This is a genomic window from Exiguobacterium alkaliphilum, from assembly GCF_018138125.1.
Taxonomy (GTDB): domain Bacteria; phylum Bacillota; class Bacilli; order Exiguobacteriales; family Exiguobacteriaceae; genus Exiguobacterium; species Exiguobacterium alkaliphilum.
This window is the reverse complement of sequence record NZ_CP073101.1, coordinates 622,985-643,652: the sequence shown is the minus strand read 5'-3', so window position 1 is coordinate 643,652 and position 20,668 is coordinate 622,985. Positions and strand designations below refer to the sequence as shown.

Below are 20,668 nucleotides of genomic sequence, written 5' to 3'. Positions count from 1 at the left end.
TCGGTTCCGTATAGAAAGAAAAAAGAAAGGACTGACTTATGGATTCCATCGTTTTAGAATACCGTCTCTATAAAAATGAGCTGTCGTTCGAGCCGCTCTACCATTATACATCGCTCGGGCTCGATGAAGTACTCGCCCGCCGCGAATGTGAGTTTTTCGTCAAGGACGGCATGACGTACAAGCAACGCTCGTCCGCACTCGAAGGCGAGCAGTACTTTTTGATTTACGTCGATCGCTATACAGAAGGCCCGGTCGACAAGAAAGAGACCGACGACATCAAAGTCGAGATTCGCACGCTCGACGACCGGTTCGACAACCCGCTCCTTGAGGCGTACTACGTCGACCGTCATTTAGACGCCCTCGCCATGCTCGGTAGCCAGTACGTGTATGTCGGCGGCAACGAATACGAACGTGACTCAGCCGAAACGGATGAGGACCGTGGCACGTATGTGATCTATGTCACCCCGACCGGTTATACATTGGAGGAAACAACATGAAGACAAGCAAAAAAATCTTGAGCGGCCTCTCCGCCGCTGTATTGACCGCCTCCCTCGCCGCTTGCGGGATGGACGAGACGGAACAAGCGACGCTTCCGGACGAACCGACCGGGTATGAGTGCGACGATTGGGAATGGGATGCAGAAACCGAGTCCTACTATTGTGACGACCGTCGTTCCCCGCACTTCGGTAGCTTCTTCTTACTCGGAAGCCTTTTCAATTCCAAGAGCGCATTGAAAAACTCGGCGACGTATCAAAACTATCGCTCGAACGGCGGAGCGAGTAGCATTACGCCGAACCGGTCGAATCCGGGCTCAAACTCCGGGCTCGGTAGCGGCTCAAAAGGCGGTTTCGGCGGATGAACCGAGACGCCTTGTTCGCGCAAGTCCCTTATTTTTGGCCGGACTTGAACGAGGAAGAGTATGCGCTCTATGACTGCCTCGTCTACTCAAGAGACGAGGTCGAGCGGATTCGCGCGGCGACACGTGACGTCGATACCATTTTCCGCAAGGCGAACCGCCTGCTCCGGACGCTCCCAGACGAGACGCTCCGTCTGCTCGGCTACCCGGAGGCGAGCCTGCCGTTCCTTCGAGACAAGGCGATTCCGCAAGAGACGATTATCGGTCGCTATGACTGGATCGTGAAGAACGGCATGCTCAAGCTGATGGAGTTCAACGCCGACACACCGACGTTCATCAAAGAACTGTTCGACGTGAACCGATACGTGACGACAGAGTTTGAGCTGGATGACCCGAACGCCGGGGAGACTGAATTGCTTCGAAGTGAATTGCGAAAAGCAGTCATCGCTGCGTGGCAGCGACTACAAAAAGACGGGACACCGAAAATCGTTTTCACGGCTCACGACGACAACATTGAAGATAAATGGACGACGCGTTTCCTGCAAGAGACGCTCGACCTACCTTCCGAGTTCGTTGCTCTGCACGAACTTCTCGTCGAAGAGGATGGAGTGTATACGCCGTCGGGTGAACGGGTCGATGTGTTGTATCGGCAGACGTATCCGATTGAGCACTTGGTCGACGACTTAGCACCGGACGGGACACAGATTGGCGTTCGCCTGCTTGAACGGAACGAGGCGAAACACGTCTCGCTCCTCAATCCGCTCTCAGCGTTCCTGATGCAGTCCAAGGCGGTACAAGCGTTCATTTGGGAGCTTTATGAAAACGAGCTATTCTTCAATGAGACAGAGCGGACCGTCATCCGCACATACTTTTTACCGACCTATCTCGAGCCTGACCCGTTTTTAGGTCAGCGCGCTTACGTGCAAAAGCCCGCGTTCGGACGAGAAGGGGATTCGGTCATCTTGTACGAAAAGGATGGCACGCCGTTCCATAAAGAAGCGCTTCAAACGTACGCAGACGAGACGGCTGTCTATCAACAATTCGATGAATTACCGGTTCGGAAAACGAACACGGTGAACGGCACGATCGACACACACTATATGATTGGTTGTTTCTGTTTGAACGGTCGCCCGTCCGCGCTCGGTGCGCGGGCCGGCAGCATGATCACGAACAACCAGTCCTACTACTTAGCCATCGGCACACAAAAGGAGAATAACTCATGACGTTCATCACGCTCGATTCGATTTTGAGCTTTTTGGCCCACCTCGGTACAGGGTTTGGCCTCATCTTGATTGGTCTCGTCGTCTTCGCGTTGACGACAAAGTATTCGGAACGAAAGCTCATCAAAGCCGGCAACGTCGCCGTCGCCTTGAAACTTTGGGGCAAGGCGCTCGGTCTCGCTATCGTCATCTATACGGTATGGGCGAATAGCGTCAACTTGCTCGATGCCTTCATTTGGGGGATCGTCGGGATTCTTGCACAAGTGCTTGCGTTTTGGACGTTCGAGTACGTACTCACGCCTGGTGTGAACTTAGAAAAAGAAGTCGAGAACGGCAACCTCGCCGTTGGCATCAGTCTCTTCTCGGCCTCGCTCGTCGTCGGCATCATCGTCGCCGCAAGCTTGACGTACTAACAAACAGCCCATGCACTCAATCGAGGCATGGGCTGTTTTTGTAGAGGAGGAGCAAGATGTCAAAACGAGGACTCTTACTATTGCTGACGGGTCTGCTCATCGTCATCGCGATTTCGGTCACGGCCGGCGTCGGGTATTATCAGGACGAGCAACGAAAACAACCTTTGGCACAGGCGCAACAAAAACTGCATGAGCACATGACCGCTCAAGGCTGGTACACATACATACAAGGCAGCACCGTCGTCTTATTTACGAATGAAGCCGAGACGATTCTCGGTCTCGGTATCATGAATTCAGATGGAGGCTTCAGCACATCGACACGGGACACGATTGAAGAAAAACCGTTCGACTCGATTCACTTTGGCAATACGACTGATGAATACATCGGGATTCGCTTCAACGAAAAACCGAAAGATGTGGTTTACGTGCGACTGAGCGGTTCAGATTGGAGCGAGACATACACCGTGAACGACCCTCGAGACGAAGGGTACGTCATGTCTTACTTGATCACGCTCGATGAATCACAACGAGGGAGATTCAAGACACTCGAGACGCTTGACGGCGACAGAAATGTGATGCACGTTGAAGAATTATAAAACCGCAAACCGATGACCGGTTTGCGGTTTTGTGGCGACTGCTCTCGCGGTCGTCTTTTCTTATGCGTTGGCGAGGACGACTGATGGCCCGAAGAACTCGTAACGGGCTTGTGGAATCGTCTGGACGACCGTCTCCATCATCGCCGTCGGGCCACACGTGTAGACGTCGTGCCCGTCGACATCGAGTGCTTCGAGCTGTGTCGCGCCCAGACAGCCTGATACGTCGTCGACGTGTGTGATGAGCTGGAGTCCGTCGTTCACGAGTTCGTCGAGTTCTTCACCGAGCGGACGAAGGTTCGTGCTGCGCACCGCATGCAATAGTGTGACCGAACGGCCTTCACCGAGCGCGGTCTTCGCCATGTTGAAGAGCGGCGTGATGCCGATGCCGCCGGCGATGAGGGTGAGCGGACGGTCCGATGTTTCGAGCACGAAATCACCGGCTGGGGCGCTCACCGGGATCTCGGTGCCGACCGTCTGTGCGTGGAGCCAATTCGAGACGAGTCCTTCCGCTTTCGGTGCGATCCAGTAGCCGTCTTCTGTCGTCTCGACGACGCTGTATTGACGGTGATGCAAGATGGCCTCACCTTGGATGCGGGCTTGGACTGAGAGGTATTGACCCGGGATGGCCGTCCCGATGACCCCATCGTTCGCGACAAGGCGGAATCGTTTCACTTCCGGCGTATCCTCAATCACTTCGGCGATCGTGAACGGCTTGAAACCGAGCCAAGGCGCATCGTCGTACATCTGTTTCTCGAGCGAGATGAAGACGTCGGCGATGACGCCGTACGCTTTCCCCCATGCCTCGATGATGTCCGGCGTGGCGGCTTCCCCGAGTACGTCTTGAATCGCGCCGAGTAAGTTCTCACCGACGATCGGATAATGTTCTGGACGAATGTTCAAACTCTTATGTTTATGAAGCGCCGGTTGGATGGCCGGAAGGATTGCTTCGAGCCGATCGATATGGACGGCGGCCGCATAGACCGCGTTCGCGAGCGCCTCTGGCTGACGGCCGCGTTGTTGGTTCGTATGGTTGAAGAAGTGACGGACTTCTGGGTTATTTTCGAACATCCGCTTATAAAAGTGACTCGTGATGGCGACCCCGTGGTCTTTCAAGACAGGTGCGGTCGCTTTGACGATTTCGATGGTCTGTTGGTCTAACATCTATGTTTCCCCCTTTTCACATGTACACGTTCATTATGTGAGAGAAATCACTTTAAAAGCAATATATTAAATACTAGTTTCAATCAAGTTCAAATTTCTGACTTGAATCCGCCACGCTTTCTTCACACCTTTCATCATCGCGCTTTCGCGAGACGTCTTGTACAATGAACGAACGAAGAGGTGATTTCATGCGGCTCACGCAATCGTGCGATTACGCACTCCGAACATTGATGTATAGTGCCACGTTCTCCCATCGTCTCGTGACGATTCAAGAAGTGGCGGACCAGTACCAGATTTCAAAAAACCACGTCATGAAAGTCGTCTACGAACTTGGTAAGCATGGGTATCTCGAGTCGGTGCGCGGGCGCGGTGGTGGTTTCCGATTAGCCCGTCCGATGAAAGACATCAACGTCGGCGACGTCGTTCGGACGATGGAACCGTTCGAACTCGTCGAATGTTTTGGGGAAGGCCGCTGTGTCATCGCCCCTGCCTGCGACCTCCGGAGCGTGTTGAACGAGGCGATGCTTGCGTTTCTCCATGTGCTCGACCGCTATACGATTGCCGATCTCGTTGCGAATCGGACGAACGAACTGGCCCTACTTTTAGGCGCACAAAAGCCGACGGACTAAACGAGTCTGTCGGCTTTTGAATTAGAGTGGTTTTAACTTCGCTTCGATTTCATCCCGGCGCGGCTCAAGGAATGGCGGTAGCGCCAAGCGCTCCCCGAGCGTCTCGACGGACTCATCGGTCGCAAATCCCGGTCCATCGGTCGCGAGTTCGACTAAAATGCCGCTCGGCTCACGGAAATAAATCGACTTGAAATAATAGCGGTCAATCAGTCCGGAATGGCTGATACCAAACTCGTTTAACCGCTCGACCCATTGCTCCATTTCCAAATCGTCCTCGACACGAATGGCGACGTGATGGACGCTTCCCCGGCCCGGCCGCTCCGACGGGACATCGGGACGGTTGACGAGGTGAATCTCCGTCGCCACGCCCCCCTCTCCTGTCTCGAACACACGAACTGTTTGCTCATTCCGCTCAAATTCAGAGGCGAACCGATAGCCGAGCACGTCCGTCAATACGCGTCCCGTCTTCTCGATACGTCGCACCGTCCATTCACTGAAACCGAGACCGAAGATGGCGACGTCGACGGGGACCGGACCGTTTGACCACGGTGTCCCCGAGCCACCTTCGACGAGGCAGAGCCGTTGCCCTTCCCCGTCCTCGAAATAAAGCGTCGGCCGGCCGCGTACCTCCTCTACGGGATCATGAAGCACATCGAATTCGGCAAACCGCTTCAGCCAATAGGTCAATGCTCCTGGCGGCACTCGAAGCGCCGTCCGTGAGATGCTACTACTCCCACGATACGTCTGTCCGAGAAACGGCAGTTCGAAGAACGTCAAATCGCTTCCCGGCGTCCCCGTCTCATCTGCATAGAATAAGTGATACATCGACGGATCATCTTGGTTGACCGTCTTTTTGACGAGTCGCATCCCGAGCACTTCTGTATAGAATCGTAAGTTTTTCTTTGCGTCCCCCGTCATCGCCGACACGTGGTGTTGCCCTAAAATCGCCTTCATTCGCTTCTCCCCTTTCACGTTTGATTCTATTGTACCACCACCAAATAAGTAAAGCTCACTTTACATAAAGTAAAGTTTGTTTTACACTGTTGTTAGAAACAGGAAATGAGGTGGCGCCATGCCGTTGATTAATCGCGTCAAAGAGTTGCGGGCCCGGCATCACTTGACCCAAGGTGATCTTGCGGCCAAGGTCGGTGTGACGAGACAAACGATCATCTCGCTCGAGAAAGGGAGTTATACCCCGTCCCTCCTGCTTGCGATGCAAATCGCCCGCGTGTTCGAGGAACCGGTTGAATCTATTTTTACAATCGAGGAGGAAACAGAATGAAACGTGTCATCATCCAATCTGTATCAAGCATTATCTTGTATATCCTAATGGCGTTCACGATTGCCTCGTTCGCGTCAACAGTCACCCATTCATTGGCTGCGCTACAATCCGGCGTGTTCGTGCTAGAGTTCAACTTTTTACCGTTCCTGTTATTGATCATCTTTTTTATCGTCTGGACGATCTATTCGTTCCGCACACGTCCGAATCAACAGATGAGCTTCGGTCAATGGTCGGTCCGTATGACTGAATTCAGTGAAGTCGATGAACGCGAGGCGCTGATCACGGCGAAAGCGACGAAAGCGGCGTACGTCTCGTTCAGCATCTCGGTCCCGCTCTCCATGCTGACGTTCTTCTTTTATCCGCTGTTTCAGACAGCGTGGCCGACGTATCCGGTCTTCGCGCTCGTCTCGACGCTCATCATCGCGAACCTCGTCTACATGACGACGTGGATTCGTGCGTATACCCGTTAAGGAATTCACAGCGAATTCCTTTTTTTGTGTCGATTTTTCGTCGACTCGGACGTCACGATTGCCAAGATCGTCTCGTCGTGCTTATATATAACTAAATGGTTATATAAAGTATCAAAGGAGTCTTGTCATGTGAAAACCGTCGATTTGACGACCGGCAACGTGCAGCGCGTCATCGTAGCGCTCGCCCTACCGCTCGTCGGCAGCTCGCTCTTACAGTTTACGTACAGTCTCGTCGATATGTTTTGGGTCGGCGCGCTCGGAAGCGACGCCGTCGCCAGTATCGGCGCGGCCAGTTTTTATATTATGCTCGCCCAGGCAATCCAGTCTTTGATTGTCGTCGGCGCCGGCATCAAAGTGTCACAAGCCGTCGGCAAACGCAACGATGAATTGATTCAACGCTATGTTCGGAGCGGCAGACGGTTGAACTTCGGGCTCGGGCTTTTGTCTGCCCTCCTGCTCATCTCACTCGGACCGACGCTGATTGGCTTTTTGAACATGAACGCGCCAACCGTCGAGCATCTTGCCTATCAGTATTTGCTCGTCAGTGCACCGATGCTCCTGTTCTCGTTCTTCAATTTGCTGTTCGCCCGTCTGTTCAGCGCCTATGGAAACACGACGACGGCGATGCGGATCAACGCGACGGGCGTCATCCTCAACATGATGCTGTCACCGCTCTTCATCTATCCGCTCGGCCTTGGCGTACTCGGGGCCGGTCTCGCGACTCTCGCCGCGAACGCCGTCATGTTCGGCTTCTTTTGGCATCGGGCCCGGGCCTTGTTCGATTGGGAAGAGACCGTGCGACCGGTCCGCGCCGACTACACCGAGATTTTTCGTCTCGGGTTTCCGATGGCGACGCAACGCGTCCTCTTTACTGTCATCAGCATCTTTCTCGCCCGTATGATCGGTTCATATGGGACCGAGGCCATCGCGGCCCAGCGCATCGGCCTCCAAATCGAGGCGATCGCCTATATGATGATCGGCGGACTGAACGGCGCCATCGCGAGTTACACAGGCCAAAACCTTGGTGCCCGGAAAATTGACCGGGTGCACGAAGGATACCGGGTGACGACGCGAATCGGTATGCTCTACACCGGGCTGATCACACTCGTCTTCCTCGTCTTCCCGGACGTCCTTATCAGATTATTCGTCGATGATCCGACAACGATTGACATCGGTGCGAGCTATTTACGCATCATCGGTGTATCACTCATCTTCGCCTCGCTCGAGATGATCGGCAACGGCTACTTCTCCGGACTCGGATTACCGAAAATCCCGGCGACCATTTCCATCGTCTTTACTGTCGCCCGCATCCCGCTCGCCATCCTGCTCGAGCCGGTTCTCGGTCTCGATGCCATCTGGTGGAGCATCGCCATCTCGAGCATCGTCAAAGGACTCGTCTCCGCATTGTACGTCCGACTAACAAAAAAGGAAGTGACTTCCCTTGCAGAAGCGATTTAGTCAGTTATCAAAACAATTGCTCACGAGCGGCCGGTTCGCCATCGAGCGTGAGATGCTCCGCGTGACACCTGAAGGGACGCTCGCCGTCACGAAACACCCAGACAGTCTCGGTGATAAGGCGACGCACCCCTATATCACGACCGACTTCTCGGAAAGTCAAATCGAGCTGATCACGCCGACGTTCCCGACCGTCGAAGGGGCACACGACTTCCTACAGACGCTGTACGATATCACGGCGCTGCATATCGATGACGAGCGCCTCTGGCCGCAGTCGATGCCGTGCGCGCTTCCGGACGGCGGGATCATCCCGCTCGCCGATTTTGGCAGTTCTGGCGTTGAGGCCGGCCGCTACCGGGAGCATCTGCTCCAAAAATACGGGGCGAAAAAACAGCTCATCTCGGGTATCCATTTCAACTTCTCGTTCGCAGACGAGTTGATTGCCGCCCTCTATGAAGGGTCGCCGGAACGATACGACCGTTTCAAGAACGACCTTTATTTAAAGCTCGTCCGCAACTATTTACGGACACGCTGGCTCGTCGTCTATTTGTTAGGCGGGACTCCGGCCGTCCATACGAGCTATGAAGAACGTTGCGTCAGTCAAATGCAGGCACTCAGCGAGGACGTGTATTCGAATACGACGGCATTGTCGTATCGAAATAGCGACTGTGGCTATACGAACGTCGAGCCGCTCTATCCGGACTATTCAACACTCTCAGACTACACCGCTAGCGTGCGCCGCTTCATCGCCCAAGGCGACATCGCCAACCCGAACGAACTCTACTCTCCGATTCGGCTGAAGACGTCACGGGGCGGCAATGACTTGGAACGACTGGAGACGAACGGCATCGATTACATTGAGATTCGTAACATCGACCTCAACCCGTTCGAGAAGACCGGCATCGCCCTGTCCGACTTGAAGTTCCTGCACGTCTTCTTGCTCTACTTGACGTTGAAAGACGAGACACGATTTACGGACTGGCAAGCCGAGGCGTTCCACAACCAGCAACGCGTGGCGAAAGAAGGGTTATCCCCGACGCTTACACTCATGCGGGACGGCGAGACGATGGCGCTCCAGACGTATGCGCTCGATTTGCTCGATGAAGTCGAAGCGTTCAATGAACGGTACACTCTCGGGTTCGATGACGTCTTCGGCTCCGTCCGCGAACGAATCGACCATGTGGACGCGACGTATGCGGCCCGGTTGACGAAAGTGATGACAACCGAAGGCTACACGGCCTGGTCGCTCCGGCAAGCCGAACTGTTCTATCGAGACGCATACGCCAACCGGTTCCGAATGCACGGCTACTCGGACATGGAGCTGTCGACGCAGATTTTGATGAAGGCGGCCTTGAAACGTGGCTACACCATTGATGTCATCGACCGAGACGACCAGTTCATCCGGATTCGCCACGGCAACCGGACCGAATATGTGAAACAGGCGACGAAGACGTCAAAAGACAACTACGTGTCGGTGCTCATGATGGAAAACAAGACGGTGACGAAACACGTCCTCGCCGAGCATGGCATCCGCGTCCCTGAAGGAGTCGAACTCCGAAGTGAAACCGATTTACGAGACGCTTGGCATGCGTTCTCAAACGAGCCGGTCGTTTTGAAACCGAAGTCGACGAACTTCGGGATTGGCATCCACATTTTCAAGGACGGGACGACGCTCGACGAGGCGCTCGCGGCGTTCCATCACGCTCGTACGTTTGATGACGTCGTTCTGCTCGAGACGTTCCTGCCCGGAAAAGAGTATCGTTTCCTCGTCATCGGCGACGAGGTCGCCGGCATCTTGCACCGCGTCCCGGCGAATGTGACCGGAGACGGCGTCTCGACAATCCGTGAGCTCGTCGCCAAGAAAAACGAAGACCCGCTCCGCGGAAAAGGATATAAGACCCCGCTCGAGAAAATCGAGATCGATGACATCGTCGTCGCGTTCCTGCGCCTTCAAGGCAAGACGCCGGATAGTGTGATCGCGGATGGTGAGCGCGTCTTCCTTCGTGAGAACTCAAACATCAGCACCGGCGGCGACAGCATCGACTACACGGACCGGATCGCCGATTCGTATAAACAGATCGCCGTCGCGGCCGCGAAGGCGGTCGGTGCGACGATTTGTGGCGTCGACATGATGATTCCGTCGCTCGAGCGTGAAGGTGACTACGGTATCATCGAACTGAACTTCAATCCGGCCATCCACATCCACTCGTTCCCATACGAAGGGAAAGAACGCCCTATCGGTGAGACGGTGCTCGATTTGTTGTTTGACTGAACAAGTTGTACTTCTCCAAAAAGCGGGAATAAGGACTACGTTGAGGTCAAGGCGCTTTCTCATAAAAGGGGACGTTTCAATGGGGGCTGTCAAATCGCACGTGGAAGGCAACACACTCGTCGTCGAACGTAGCTTTCGGGCATCGCGCGAGCTCGTGTTCGAAGCCTTCTCGAGCCCAACCCATCTCGAATCTTGGTGGGGACCGGCCGGATGGAAGACCGAGGTTCGCACGTTCGCGTTCGAACCGAGCGGGACGTGGCATTACAAGATGACGTGTGTCGACAAAAATCAAGGCGACTATTATGGGATGGAGTCATGGGGGAAGTCGACGTTCGTCGAGATTAAACCACATCGAAAAATTATCTATACGGACGCCTTCTCGGATGCGGACGGGAACATCAATTCAGACTTTCCTGTCATGACAATCACGAACGAGTTTTTAGACATCCCGAACGGCACACTGCTCGTCAGCCGCTCCGAGTTCTCGGACGTCGAATCGCTTGAAAAGGTCGTCGAAATGGGCGCCGTCGAAGGCTTCGCCTCGCAGCTCGAACGCCTCGACGCCATCGTCTCCAGATAGCAGCAAGCACCGCTCCTCGATTGAGGCGCGGTGCTTTTTCGAATTCCTCATCGCTCGAATTGTTCGAATAGTCGATCGAGTTGAGGTGCATCAATCGCCTCATACGCATCCCCGACACTGATTTCGGTCGAACAATAGCCGTCATGCGGAACAAGATAACCTGCGATGCCAATCCCAGTCGTATCTTGAACAGCTTGAATCCGGGCCGAGACTTCCTCCACGTCACCTTCAACATGAAGGTGGAACATGTTCGTCACCGGGACGTCCGGTGTCGTCCATACCCCATCGAGCGCATTGAAACGGCGCGCGAGTTCTTTCGCCTGTTCATAATAGCTCGCCATCCGGTCTTTCCGCAGTTCATAGTAATAGTCGGCCGGGATAATGTACGGATACAGTCCAATCAAATCCCCGCCATAGCGACGTTTCCAGACTCTCGCCTCGGCGCAGAACGGTTTCGGTCCGGCCAAGATGGCTCCGGCAATCCCGCCGATGCCTTTATAGAATGAGACGTAGACGCTGTCGAACAGTGCACATACTTCTGCTGCCGTCTTCTCGTAATACGGGAGCGTCTCGAATAGACGTGCCCCGTCGAGATGCAGACGAATCCCCCGCTCCCGGCACAAGTGACTAATCGCCTCCAGTTCATCGAACGGTGGCAAATAGCCCCCGAGCTCCCGTTGCGGCAACTCGATCAACAGGCAGGCGATGTCGGGCAACGCCTGCACTTCCTCGAGCGTCATCAACCGCTTGTCGTCCCCAATCAAGATTGGCTCGAGGTGATGCAGCTCCTTCAATCCGTCCTGCTCATGAATCTCCAAGTGACAGAGCGGATGATAGGCGACGCGTCGGTTCTCCGTCTCGTCTGCCCAAATGCGTAACGCGATCTGTTGCGCCATCGTGCCGCTCGGGAAGAAGATGGCGTCTTCCGTGCCGAGTTCTTGCGCCAGTTTCTGCTCGAACCGCTCAATCGCTTCGCCCGTCCCGTAATGATCGCTCGCCTGATTCGGGTCAACGTCGGCGAACGCCTGCTGCAAGACGCCGACGTTCCGTCTGCCGTGACCGCTCAACTGATGCGACGTCTGTTGATACGATGTTCGTAAATTCATGTCATCCCCTCCAAAAATGGCCCCTTGTCCATAGACAAGAGGCACCATCATTAATCGCGTACCCGGACAATCAATTTCCCGCGTACTTTTCGTGTTTGCAGTTGTTCCAAACCATCTTTCAACCGATCGAACGGCAAAACGTCCGTGACGAGATCGTTCAACTCGCCCGCCTCGAGCAGCTTCATCAACTCTTCGGCCATATAGGACAAGTTACGGATGGCGCGCTCATCCTCACTCGCGTGGGCCGCACCGAGGGCGACCTCATGGATGGACGGCGAGAGCGTAAAGCCTTTCACGTTCGACGTATCCGGTGGACCGGCGATGTAGGCAAGCTGTCCGCTGAAGGCGAGCCGGTCGAGGTCGGCTGTCGCCACGTCACGACCGACCGTGTTTAAGATGAGGTCGACACCGCGGCCGTCCGTCTCTTCCATGATCCGTTCCGTCACGTCTTCCGTGTTATAGTCGATGGCGACATCGGCACCGAGCGCTTTCACCCAGTCAAAGTTGTCAGGCGACGCCGTCGTGAACACCTTAAGCCCAAGTTTCTTCGCAAGTTGGATCGCGTAACCGCCGACCCCGCCTGCTCCGGCGTGGATGAGAATCGTCTCTTTGTCACGCGTGTTCAATTTCTGCATGACCGCCTCATACGCCGTCATACCGGCACAAAGGATGGCCGCAGCGGCCTCATCGCTCACGTCAGGCGGGACGACGGCACAGGCACGCGCATCGACGACCGCATACTCTGCGAAGCCACCGTTCTTCCCGAGGCTCGTATGGACGGCGACACGTGACCCGGTGATGATGTTGGCGATACTCGAGCCGACTTCGACGACTTCCCCGACGAGGTCGACCCCGAGAATGTGCGGGTACGACCAGTTCGGGTTGCCGTTCGTGCCAACTTTATAGTCGACCGGGTTTAACGCGACCGCCTCGACTTTGATGAGCAGTTCGCCTGCTCCCGGTGTCGGACGCTCTATCTCACCGATGTGGAGATGTTCTAATCCAGGTTGATCGAGTAACCACGCCTTCATTTCAATACGCTCCTTCCGAATACGTCAGTTCATACGAATGTGAATAAATTTCGACAAGATTGCCGAACGGGTCTTCACAGTACACCATCCGATACGGCTTATCGCCCGGGTAATACTCCCGAATCGGCATGCGTTGTTTTCCGCCTTGGGCGACGATTTTCTCGACGAGTCCCTCGATGTCCGGGTCTTGGACGCAGTAGTGAAAGATGCCTGTCTTCCAAAACTCGAAGTTGTTCTCTGGCTTCTCATTGTTCGGGAACTCGAACAACTCAATCCCGATTTTGTCACCGGTCGACATATGGGCGATTCGGAAGCTACCCCAGCCCGGTCCGAATACGTCCGTGCACATGACACCAATCGGCGAGTCGTCCTCGACGACGTCTGATGGTTGCATGATCGTGTACCAGCCCATCACGTCCTCATAAAATTTCACTGCCTCCGCCACACTCGGCACCGATAGTCCGATATGTGAGAATGTACGTGGATATGTCACTGTCATCCGCTCCTTTTTGTTTGCTCAATTTAATCGATAACGATACGATACCTTCATCGAAGCAAGAAAAATAGTACGCACATTGAAGTAACTACCCGAAAGCGAGGCAAAGTGAACATGACGACCCCGTTCCCCGTCAACAAGGCGCTCGACATCATCGGCGGCAAATGGCGGCCCCAAGTGTACTGTACGCTCGAGGATGGCCCACGCCGCTTCTCCGAGATTCAGCGTGCCATCCCCGACGTCAGTCGCAAAGTGTTGACCGACCAACTACGCGAGCTCGAACAGCTCGGCATGGTCCGCCGGATCGACTATTCGACCGAGAAGCAGCTGCACGTCGAATACTCGCTAACCGAGGAGGCGCTCAGCCTGCAGCCGGCGATGAAGGCGCTCTGCTCGTGGGGCGAGACACGAGACGAATAAACCCTCGCCGAACCCGGCGAGGGTCTTGTCATCCTGCGAATAGACTGATGAGGTTTCCGTCCGGGTCGATGACAATGGCATAACGTTGCCCCCAAAACGCATCCCACGGTTCCCGATGCGAGGCATAACCATGCTCGACGATCGCCTCATAGCGCGCATCTAGCTCATCCCGACTGTCGCATAAGAAAGCGAGTTCGACCCGGTGTCCCGTCGCCTGCTTCCATTCCCCATACACCGATTCGGCCACTTCGACCGTGTCGAAGGCGAGCCGGATACCGCCGTCGTCGACCTCGACGTGCGCTTCCCCATCCATCGCTTCGGGGATCGTTAAGCCGAGCAAACGATAGAAGTCGAGCGCCCGTTTCATATCTTCGACGACGATGCCGACCATGTCTAATTTGATTCCCATGTGGTCACCCCATTCTTTAAGTTGGTGGTACTATAATGAGTGTAGCACTCCATTCTGACCTTGAATCGAGGAAATTCACATGACGTATCAATTTTCTACCCTGACCTAGCCACAAGCTGAAACGATTGCCTTTACGTGGCATTATGAAGGCGATTATGCCTTCTACAACATGGAAGCGGACGAAGCCGATTTGGCCGAATTTTTAGACGCCGAACAGCGCGGACCGTCTGTGTTCGCCATCACGTCCGACACCGAACTAATCGGTTTCGTGAGCGTCGCGAGAACGGATGATGAAACGCTTGATATCGGCCTCGGTATGCGTCCGGACTTGACCGGACGCGGGAGTGGACGCGCATTCCTTTCGTCGATTCTCGACTTCATCGAGACGACGTACGCGCCGCGTCGCATTACGCTCGCCGTCGCCGCCTTCAACAAACGGGCCATCCGGCTGTATGAGACGTGCGGTTTCAAACAGACCGGTTCGTTTCAACAACCGACGAACGGGAGCGTGTATGACTTCGTCCGCATGGAACGCAAAGAAAGTCCTCAGAATGGTTGATTCTGAGGACTTTTCCTATGCGAACTGTTTCTTTTGGATATACGATAAGCCGAGCGCCGCAATCAAGATGGCCCCTTTGACGATGTCTTGGGCATAGTACGGCACATCCCACATCGTCAGCCCGTTCAACAAGATGCCAATCAAGACGGCACCGATTAACGTGCCGACGACGTTCGGGCGTCCCGTACCGAAGACGGCGTAGCCGATGTAGGCGGCCGCGACCGCGTCCATGAGGAGCGGTGCGCCGGCCGACACTTGGCCCGTGCCGATCCGTGACGCCAAGATGATGCCGCCGATGGCTGCGAATAGCCCACTCAACACGTAAGCGTACAGCTTGATTCGATTGACGGCGATACCCGAACGACGGGCCGCCTCGACGTTCGAGCCGACGTAATAGAACTCGCGCCCCGTCTTCGAATACGTCAAGAACAGATGGGCCCCGGCGAAGAAGAGGATCATCAAGATGGCGACGAACGGGACCGGACCGATTGAACCTTGGCCGATGAAGAGGAACGATGGGATGAACCGCCCCGGCGCCGTTCCTCCATCAATCGGCATGTTGTCATAAATCGAGAACCCTTTCGTGTACGTCAATTGGACCCCGTTGATGACGTACATGATGGCAAGCGTCGCGAGCAAGTCCGGCAACCGGAATTTGATTGTCACGAGCGCGTTCAACAGCCCGACGAGAACGCCGAGAATAATTGGGACGAGCAAGGCGACGAGTAGCTCTTGACTATGTAACACGAGGCTTGACGCCGCCCCGATCGTCGCGAGACTCGCCGTCGAACCGACCGATAAGTCGAACCCGCCGACGATGAGCGAGAACGTCACCCCGAGGGCGAGCAGCGAGACGATTGAGACGGATTTGATGATGTCGCTGAAGTTGGCGTACGTGAGGAACTGGTCGTTCGTCACGCCGAAGACCGCAATCAATGCGAGAATCGCGAACAGCGTTCCGTATTGACTGATTCCCGTGAATCGCTTCGCTTTCGGTTTGAGTACGAGTTGGGCCATGTCATGCCCCTCCTTTCTGTTGCCAACGGCCGCGGTCGAGCCAGAGCGTCCGGTTGGCGACGAGTTCGAGTTCGTGCGCTTCACTCGACGTGAAGATGACCGTCTTGCCTTGTTTGGCCAGTCGGGTCACGAGTTCATAAATGTCCCGTTTCGCCGTCACGTCGACGCCTTTCGTCGGCTCGTCGAGTAAATACACGTCCCAATCTTCAAATAACCACTTGCTGAGGACGACTTTTTGTTGATTGCCACCGCTCAACTCACGCACCGGCTGTCGAACATCGGCATATTTGACACGAAGCGAGGACAAGACGCGTTGTAACACGCTCGTCTCGCCTTCCACGACTAACGCGTTTCGTTCAATCGAGTCGTCGAGAAAGAGTCCTTGCTTGCGCCGTTCTTCCGGGACGAAGGCGAATCCTGATTGAACCGCTTGTCGCGGTGTTTGCACCGTCGCCACGTTCCCGTCGAGCTCGATGTGTTGCGTCGCGTCTGACAAACCGAACAACGCCTCGACGAGCTCCGTCTTGCCGCTCCCCGTCACGCCGCCGATGCCGACGACCTCGCCTTTGTAGGCGGTGAACGATAACTCGGTCCCAAACGCGGGTAACGTGAGCGTCGCCTTCAGTTGGACCTCGTTCGTCGGTGTCGCTTTTTCCAACTCATCTACAAGTGCCGTCCCGCTCAATAGCGTATGGACGTCTTCGGTCGACAACGGTTGGAACGGCCCTTCATAGACGAGCCGCCCGTCCCGGAGAAACGTCGTCGTCGTCGTGACACGTGTCAGTTCTTCGGAGCGGTGTGTGATGAGGAGGATGCCGACGCCGTCTTCGGCGAGTGTCTGCAGTAGCGAAAGCAGTGCCGCCGCATCGTCCGTCGACAAGGCGGCCGTCGGTTCGTCGAGCAAGAGGTACGTCGCCTCGCTCGCAAGCGCCCGGGCGATTAAGATGCGTTGTTTGACGCTGAGCGGATAATGCCCACTCGGTTTCGTCACATCGATCGCGAGACCGACACGCTTCAAATACGCCGTAGCCCGTCGCTTCAATTCACGCGGTTGAATCCGTTCGACCGTCTGCCACGGCACGACGTTCTCATAGACCGGTAAGTCGAGATAAAGCGCATCATCAACTTCTTGCGACACGGTGATGACACCACGTCGAATCGCTTCGGCCGGCGTGAGCACGACGGTCTCGTCGTCAAGCGAGATGGACCCGGACGTCGGTGTCGTCGTGCCGTTCAATAGCTTGATTAACGTGCTCTTCCCGGCCCCATTCAAGCCGAGAAGGCCATGAATCTCGCCGCGACGCAGCCCGAACGTGACGTCATCGAGCACCGTCACGTCCCCGTATTGTTTGGTGACGCGTTCAAGCCGAATCATCATTTCATCCAGTCCGACCAAGCCGCGTCCGACGCGCCCCAATTCGGTACGTATTGACCGAGATCATCCATCGTCACTTTCTCGTCCGGTAAGACGTCACGGTCGACTAAGTACGGGTCAATCGAATGGATGGACGGCGTCTCTTCACCAGCTAATTTTTGGTAAGCATATCGGACTTGGACACGACCAATCTCGGCCGGGTCGGTCGCTGCCGTCACTTTCCACGGGCTTCCCTCTTCTTGCATGAGCTGAAGGTCCTCATCGCTCAAATCGATGCCGTAGACGGCAATCTCATCGCGCCCGGCTTGTTTGATGGCACGGCTCGCACCTTTGGCGAATTCGTCCCACATCGCGAACACGGCGTCAATCTCGCCTTCCGGGTACTTCTTCAAGATCGCTTCCATCTGGCTCTGTGTGTCGAGCGCGGTGTTGTTCGTCGCCGAACCGAACTTGGCCACTTCCTCGATCCCTGGATAACGCTTCAAGAACGCATCGTAAATCGTATGGCGACGTTCCATCGGCGTGAAACCGCCGACCCAAATCGTGACAATCTTCCCTTCCCCGTCCAAATCCTCCGCGAGCGCCTTGAGCGAACGCCACGCGAGCGAATAGTCGTCTTGGTCGATGACCGTGACGCCTTCGTTCGTCAAATCGTTGTCGAACGCCACGACTTTGATGCCTTTGTCGAGCGCGCGTTGGACGGGTTCTTTCAACGCATCGGCGCGCCCGTGATCAATCAAGATGACATCGACACCTTGCGTCGTCGCCGTGTCGACATAACTCGCCATCTTCGACAAATCATTGTCGGCGTTATACACTTTCACGTTGCCGCCGAACGATTCGACTTGTTCGGTCACACCGTTTATGTACTGCGACGAGAACGTCCCGATCGACATTTGCATGATCAAGGCGACGTCGATGTCTTTCGGCAATGTCCCGTTCGAAGCCGACACCGGTTTCGTTTCCGGTGTCTTCTCGGTCGGTTTCGGCGTGGCTGCTTGTTCGTTCGTGCAACCGACGAGCGCCAAGACGAACGTGAATAGTAAAATCAATAGTTTTTTAGACATGAATCGTTCCCCCTACATGATGTGTGATAGCCGTCTCGTTCGCCTCGAACACGCCCGCCTCGGTGATGAGCCCCGTGATGAGCTCGGGTGGTGTGACGTCGAACGCCGGATTGAAGACCGTGATGCCGACAGGTGCCGTCGGCTGGCCACCGATGTGTGTCACTTCTTTCGCGTCCCGCTCCTCAATCTCAATCGCATCGTCCGCCGTCAAATCGAACGTCGAATGCGGTGCTGCGACATAGAACGGGATGCCGTAATGGTTGGCGAGCACGGCGAGTTGAAGCGTCCCAATCTTGTTGGCGACGTGTCCCGTCCGTGTGATGCGGTCGGCTCCGACGATGATCGCGTCGACGCCTTTCGCTTGAATCGTCCATGCGGCCATATTATCGGTGATAAGCGTGACGTCGATGTCCGCTTGGTCGAGTTCCCAGACGGTGAGGCGTGCCCCTTGCAGAAGTGGACGGGTCTCACAGGCGAAGACGTTGAACGTGACACCGCGCTCTTTCCCAACATAAAACGGTGCGAGTGCCGTCCCGTAACGCGACGTCGCGATGGCGCCGGCGTTACAGATCGTCAAGACGTTCCCGCCTGAAGGCAACACAGTCAGTGCGTGCTCTCCGATGGATCGATACGTGTCGACGTCACGTTCATAGAGGGCGACCGCGCGCCGTTTTATTTCCCCGGCAATCTGTTCGAAATCGTCCCCGCTGTTCAATTCGAGAAGCGACTCGATCACGTTTTGTAAATTGACCGCCGTCGGCCGTGTCGCGATCAAACGGCGTCCGACAATCTCGAGACGACGCGTGAAATCTGGGTCGTCGACGAGACGCTCTGCCTCTTTCGCCAGGACGAACGCCCCGAAATACGCGATCGCCGGTGCGCCTCGGACTTGGAGCGTCTCAATCGCGTGCTCCGCTTCTTCAAGCGTCTCGATCGTCACGTAACGTGCCTCATGCGGAAGGAGCGTCTGGTCTAAGAGAATCAACTCATTGGTCGAGACGTCAAAGCGAATGTTTTGCACCGTCATACGCGTACCCCCGATAACAAGGTGACGAGGCCGTCAATCGAGTCAACTTCGTGACGTTCTTTAATGAGCGCTGTACCGAGCGCGAGCGCATCGCGTTTCCGCTCGAGACGTGTCGTTTCGGGTAACGTCTCAAGGTCTGCGACGCCGGCGAGGCCGATGGCGCGGCGGATGAGTTCGCAACCGGCATAGCCGACCGTGTCGGCGAAAATCGTTTGTAACAAGTCGTCGACATATCCTTCCGTGTCGAACGGCTCGACGGCGTTCGTGAAGTTGTGGCGGAACGTCTTCTCAAACGTCTCCCACACCGTGAGGACGTCCGTGAACCGTTCGAATCGCTTGAGCGGATCGTGGAACGTGGAGAGCGTCAAATGCGCGATAATCTGTCCGACGTCGAAGCCGAACGGTCCGTAGAATGCGAACTCCGGATCGATGATTTTCGTCTCCTGCGTCGTCGCAAAGATGCTTCCTGTATGTAAGTCGCCATGAAGCAAGGCGTCATGTTTCGTGACGAATCCGACTTTCAGTTTCGCCACCTCGACTTTGAGCGCCTTGTCATGCCAGAGGCGTTCGACGTCAGGACGCAGCGCCGCCTCGATATTGTTCGACTCGGCGTCTTTATACGGATCGGTGAAAATGAGCTTTTCCGTGATGTCGCACAGCTCCGGGTTGTAATACTCCCGTTCCTTCCGCTTCTTCTCGATTGGACCGGCCGCGTAGTCGGACGTGGCGAACAACGTCTCGCCTAAAAATTCACCGACGTGACGGGCCAGTTCAGGATACGTCTTCCCTTCGAGGTAACCGGTGCGGACGATTTCATAATCGGACAAGTCCTCTAAAATCGTGTACGCGAGCGTCCGGTCGCTCCCGAGCACGTTCGGCACGAAACGTGGCACGACTTCTGCGAACTGACGCAACGCGAGCTGCTCGATCCAGGCCCGTTCAAGCGTGAGCGGCCAACTTTCCCCGACGATTTTCACATACGGGAGCGCTTGTTTGACGATAAGACGCTGTTCGCCTTGACGGATGCGGAAGACGAGGTTCAAGTTTCCGTCCCCAATCTCATCGCATTGGGCGATCCCTCCTTCTTCAATCAGTCCGAGTGCCCGGACGTGGTCGACGACCGTCTGTTCAGTAAATGGTTGATATGCCATGTCTATTTCCCCTTTCGATGATTTCCACAAAAAAAGCCCCTTTCTCCGCGAGAAAGAGGCACAGCCAGATTGGTTG

24 protein-coding genes are annotated in these 20,668 nt (G+C 55.4%); 13 read left to right on the top strand and 11 right to left on the bottom strand.

The window, feature by feature from the left end; all coding sequences use genetic code 11:
• Nucleotides 1-38: 38 nt before the first annotated feature.
• The 5 genes from KB235_RS03485 to KB235_RS03465 are packed head-to-tail and all read left to right on the top strand — an operon-like array spanning nucleotide 39 to nucleotide 3,085.
• Nucleotides 39-497: a hypothetical protein gene (locus tag KB235_RS03485; protein ID WP_034808671.1), complete on the top strand. Its 459-nt coding sequence runs from the start codon at nucleotides 39-41 to the stop codon at nucleotides 495-497.
• Nucleotides 494-859 (top strand): hypothetical protein, encoded by a 366-nt coding sequence (locus KB235_RS03480; protein ID WP_034808668.1) that lies wholly within the window; start codon nucleotides 494-496, stop codon nucleotides 857-859. The genes KB235_RS03485 and KB235_RS03480 overlap by 4 nt, the downstream gene beginning before the upstream one ends.
• On the top strand, nucleotides 856-2,079 hold the full coding sequence (locus KB235_RS03475; protein WP_211780404.1) for a glutathionylspermidine synthase family protein: 1,224 nt from the start codon (nucleotides 856-858) through the stop codon (nucleotides 2,077-2,079). Before KB235_RS03480 ends, KB235_RS03475 begins: the two co-directional genes overlap by 4 nt.
• Nucleotides 2,076-2,489 (top strand): DUF350 domain-containing protein, encoded by a 414-nt coding sequence (locus KB235_RS03470; protein WP_034807010.1) that lies wholly within the window; start codon nucleotides 2,076-2,078, stop codon nucleotides 2,487-2,489. Before KB235_RS03475 ends, KB235_RS03470 begins: the two co-directional genes overlap by 4 nt.
• Nucleotides 2,490-2,545: 56 nt before the next feature.
• Nucleotides 2,546-3,085, top strand: a complete 540-nt coding sequence (locus KB235_RS03465) for a hypothetical protein (RefSeq protein ID WP_211780403.1) — start codon at nucleotides 2,546-2,548, stop codon at nucleotides 3,083-3,085.
• 60 nt (nucleotides 3,086-3,145) lie between these two features.
• On the opposite strand, the gene KB235_RS03460 is transcribed toward KB235_RS03465, so the two are convergent.
• Entirely contained in the window at nucleotides 3,146-4,246 is a 1,101-nt protein-coding gene (locus KB235_RS03460) for a globin domain-containing protein (protein ID WP_034817587.1), read from the bottom strand.
• A gap of 188 nt (nucleotides 4,247-4,434) precedes the next feature.
• Between KB235_RS03460 and KB235_RS03455 the strand changes: the two genes are divergently transcribed.
• The gene (locus KB235_RS03455) at nucleotides 4,435-4,875 is read left to right on the top strand and encodes an RrF2 family transcriptional regulator (RefSeq protein WP_034817586.1); all 441 of its coding nucleotides are present in this window, start codon (nucleotides 4,435-4,437) and stop codon (nucleotides 4,873-4,875) included.
• 21 nt (nucleotides 4,876-4,896) lie between these two features.
• On the opposite strand, the gene KB235_RS03450 is transcribed toward KB235_RS03455, so the two are convergent.
• Complete coding sequence (locus KB235_RS03450) at nucleotides 4,897-5,829, bottom strand: ring-cleaving dioxygenase (protein WP_211780402.1); 933 nt, start codon at nucleotides 5,827-5,829, stop codon at nucleotides 4,897-4,899.
• 118 nt (nucleotides 5,830-5,947) lie between these two features.
• On the opposite strand from KB235_RS03450, the gene KB235_RS03445 reads away from it, so the two are divergent.
• From KB235_RS03445 to KB235_RS03425, 5 genes are all read left to right on the top strand, one after another.
• Nucleotides 5,948-6,157 (top strand): helix-turn-helix transcriptional regulator, encoded by a 210-nt coding sequence (locus tag KB235_RS03445; protein WP_034817584.1) that lies wholly within the window; start codon nucleotides 5,948-5,950, stop codon nucleotides 6,155-6,157.
• Nucleotides 6,154-6,627, top strand: a complete 474-nt coding sequence (locus KB235_RS03440; RefSeq protein ID WP_034817583.1) for a hypothetical protein — start codon at nucleotides 6,154-6,156, stop codon at nucleotides 6,625-6,627. The genes KB235_RS03445 and KB235_RS03440 overlap by 4 nt, the downstream gene beginning before the upstream one ends.
• 24 nt (nucleotides 6,628-6,651) lie before the next feature.
• The gene (locus KB235_RS03435; RefSeq protein ID WP_276514412.1) at nucleotides 6,652-8,085 is read left to right on the top strand and encodes an MATE family efflux transporter; all 1,434 of its coding nucleotides are present in this window, start codon (nucleotides 6,652-6,654) and stop codon (nucleotides 8,083-8,085) included.
• Nucleotides 8,069-10,354, top strand: a complete 2,286-nt coding sequence (gene gshAB, locus KB235_RS03430) for a bifunctional glutamate--cysteine ligase GshA/glutathione synthetase GshB (RefSeq protein ID WP_211780401.1) — start codon at nucleotides 8,069-8,071, stop codon at nucleotides 10,352-10,354. Before KB235_RS03435 ends, gshAB begins: the two co-directional genes overlap by 17 nt.
• Nucleotides 10,355-10,433: 79 nt before the next feature.
• A complete protein-coding gene (locus KB235_RS03425; RefSeq protein ID WP_211780400.1) occupies nucleotides 10,434-10,934 on the top strand; it encodes an SRPBCC family protein in 501 nt (166 codons plus the stop codon).
• A 47-nt stretch (nucleotides 10,935-10,981) separates the two neighbouring features.
• Here KB235_RS03425 and KB235_RS03420 read toward each other — a convergent pair whose 3' ends face one another.
• Genes KB235_RS03420 through KB235_RS03410 form a run of 3 tightly spaced genes read right to left on the bottom strand, consistent with a single transcriptional unit; the run spans nucleotide 10,982 to nucleotide 13,564 of the window.
• On the bottom strand, nucleotides 10,982-12,040 hold the full coding sequence (locus KB235_RS03420; RefSeq protein WP_211780399.1) for a threonine aldolase family protein: 1,059 nt from the start codon (nucleotides 12,038-12,040) through the stop codon (nucleotides 10,982-10,984).
• A gap of 50 nt (nucleotides 12,041-12,090) precedes the next feature.
• Complete coding sequence (locus KB235_RS03415; RefSeq protein ID WP_211780398.1) at nucleotides 12,091-13,071, bottom strand: zinc-binding dehydrogenase; 981 nt, start codon at nucleotides 13,069-13,071, stop codon at nucleotides 12,091-12,093.
• A 1-nt stretch (nucleotide 13,072) separates the two neighbouring features.
• Nucleotides 13,073-13,564 (bottom strand): lactoylglutathione lyase family protein, encoded by a 492-nt coding sequence (locus tag KB235_RS03410; protein WP_211780397.1) that lies wholly within the window; start codon nucleotides 13,562-13,564, stop codon nucleotides 13,073-13,075.
• 117 nt (nucleotides 13,565-13,681) lie between these two features.
• Here KB235_RS03410 and KB235_RS03405 point away from each other — a divergent pair, with 117 nt between their 5' ends.
• Complete coding sequence (locus tag KB235_RS03405; RefSeq protein ID WP_034817572.1) at nucleotides 13,682-13,987, top strand: winged helix-turn-helix transcriptional regulator; 306 nt, start codon at nucleotides 13,682-13,684, stop codon at nucleotides 13,985-13,987.
• 28 nt (nucleotides 13,988-14,015) lie between these two features.
• On the opposite strand, the gene KB235_RS03400 is transcribed toward KB235_RS03405, so the two are convergent.
• Complete coding sequence (locus KB235_RS03400; protein ID WP_211780396.1) at nucleotides 14,016-14,396, bottom strand: VOC family protein; 381 nt, start codon at nucleotides 14,394-14,396, stop codon at nucleotides 14,016-14,018.
• Nucleotides 14,397-14,565: 169 nt separating this feature from the next.
• On the opposite strand from KB235_RS03400, the gene KB235_RS03395 reads away from it, so the two are divergent.
• On the top strand, nucleotides 14,566-14,955 hold the full coding sequence (locus tag KB235_RS03395; protein WP_338032654.1) for a GNAT family N-acetyltransferase: 390 nt from the start codon (nucleotides 14,566-14,568) through the stop codon (nucleotides 14,953-14,955).
• Between the two features lie 15 nt (nucleotides 14,956-14,970).
• Here the strand turns inward: KB235_RS03395 and KB235_RS03390 are convergent, their stop codons facing one another.
• Genes KB235_RS03390 through mtnK form a run of 5 tightly spaced genes read right to left on the bottom strand, consistent with a single transcriptional unit; the run spans nucleotide 14,971 to nucleotide 20,592 of the window.
• Nucleotides 14,971-15,972 (bottom strand): ABC transporter permease, encoded by a 1,002-nt coding sequence (locus KB235_RS03390; protein WP_211780395.1) that lies wholly within the window; start codon nucleotides 15,970-15,972, stop codon nucleotides 14,971-14,973.
• Nucleotide 15,973: 1 nt separating this feature from the next.
• Nucleotides 15,974-17,347 carry a sugar ABC transporter ATP-binding protein gene (locus tag KB235_RS03385; protein ID WP_211780394.1) on the bottom strand — a complete coding sequence of 458 codons (1,374 nt, stop codon included), beginning with the start codon at nucleotides 17,345-17,347 and terminating at the stop codon, nucleotides 15,974-15,976.
• The gene (locus tag KB235_RS03380; protein WP_034806981.1) at nucleotides 17,347-18,414 is read right to left on the bottom strand and encodes a sugar ABC transporter substrate-binding protein; all 1,068 of its coding nucleotides are present in this window, start codon (nucleotides 18,412-18,414) and stop codon (nucleotides 17,347-17,349) included. The genes KB235_RS03385 and KB235_RS03380 overlap by 1 nt, the downstream gene beginning before the upstream one ends.
• Nucleotides 18,407-19,441, bottom strand: a complete 1,035-nt coding sequence (gene mtnA, locus KB235_RS03375; protein WP_211780393.1) for an S-methyl-5-thioribose-1-phosphate isomerase — start codon at nucleotides 19,439-19,441, stop codon at nucleotides 18,407-18,409. Before mtnA ends, KB235_RS03380 begins: the two co-directional genes overlap by 8 nt.
• The gene (gene mtnK / locus KB235_RS03370) at nucleotides 19,438-20,592 is read right to left on the bottom strand and encodes an S-methyl-5-thioribose kinase (RefSeq protein ID WP_211780392.1); all 1,155 of its coding nucleotides are present in this window, start codon (nucleotides 20,590-20,592) and stop codon (nucleotides 19,438-19,440) included. Before mtnK ends, mtnA begins: the two co-directional genes overlap by 4 nt.
• Between the last annotated feature and the right edge of the window lie 76 nt (nucleotides 20,593-20,668).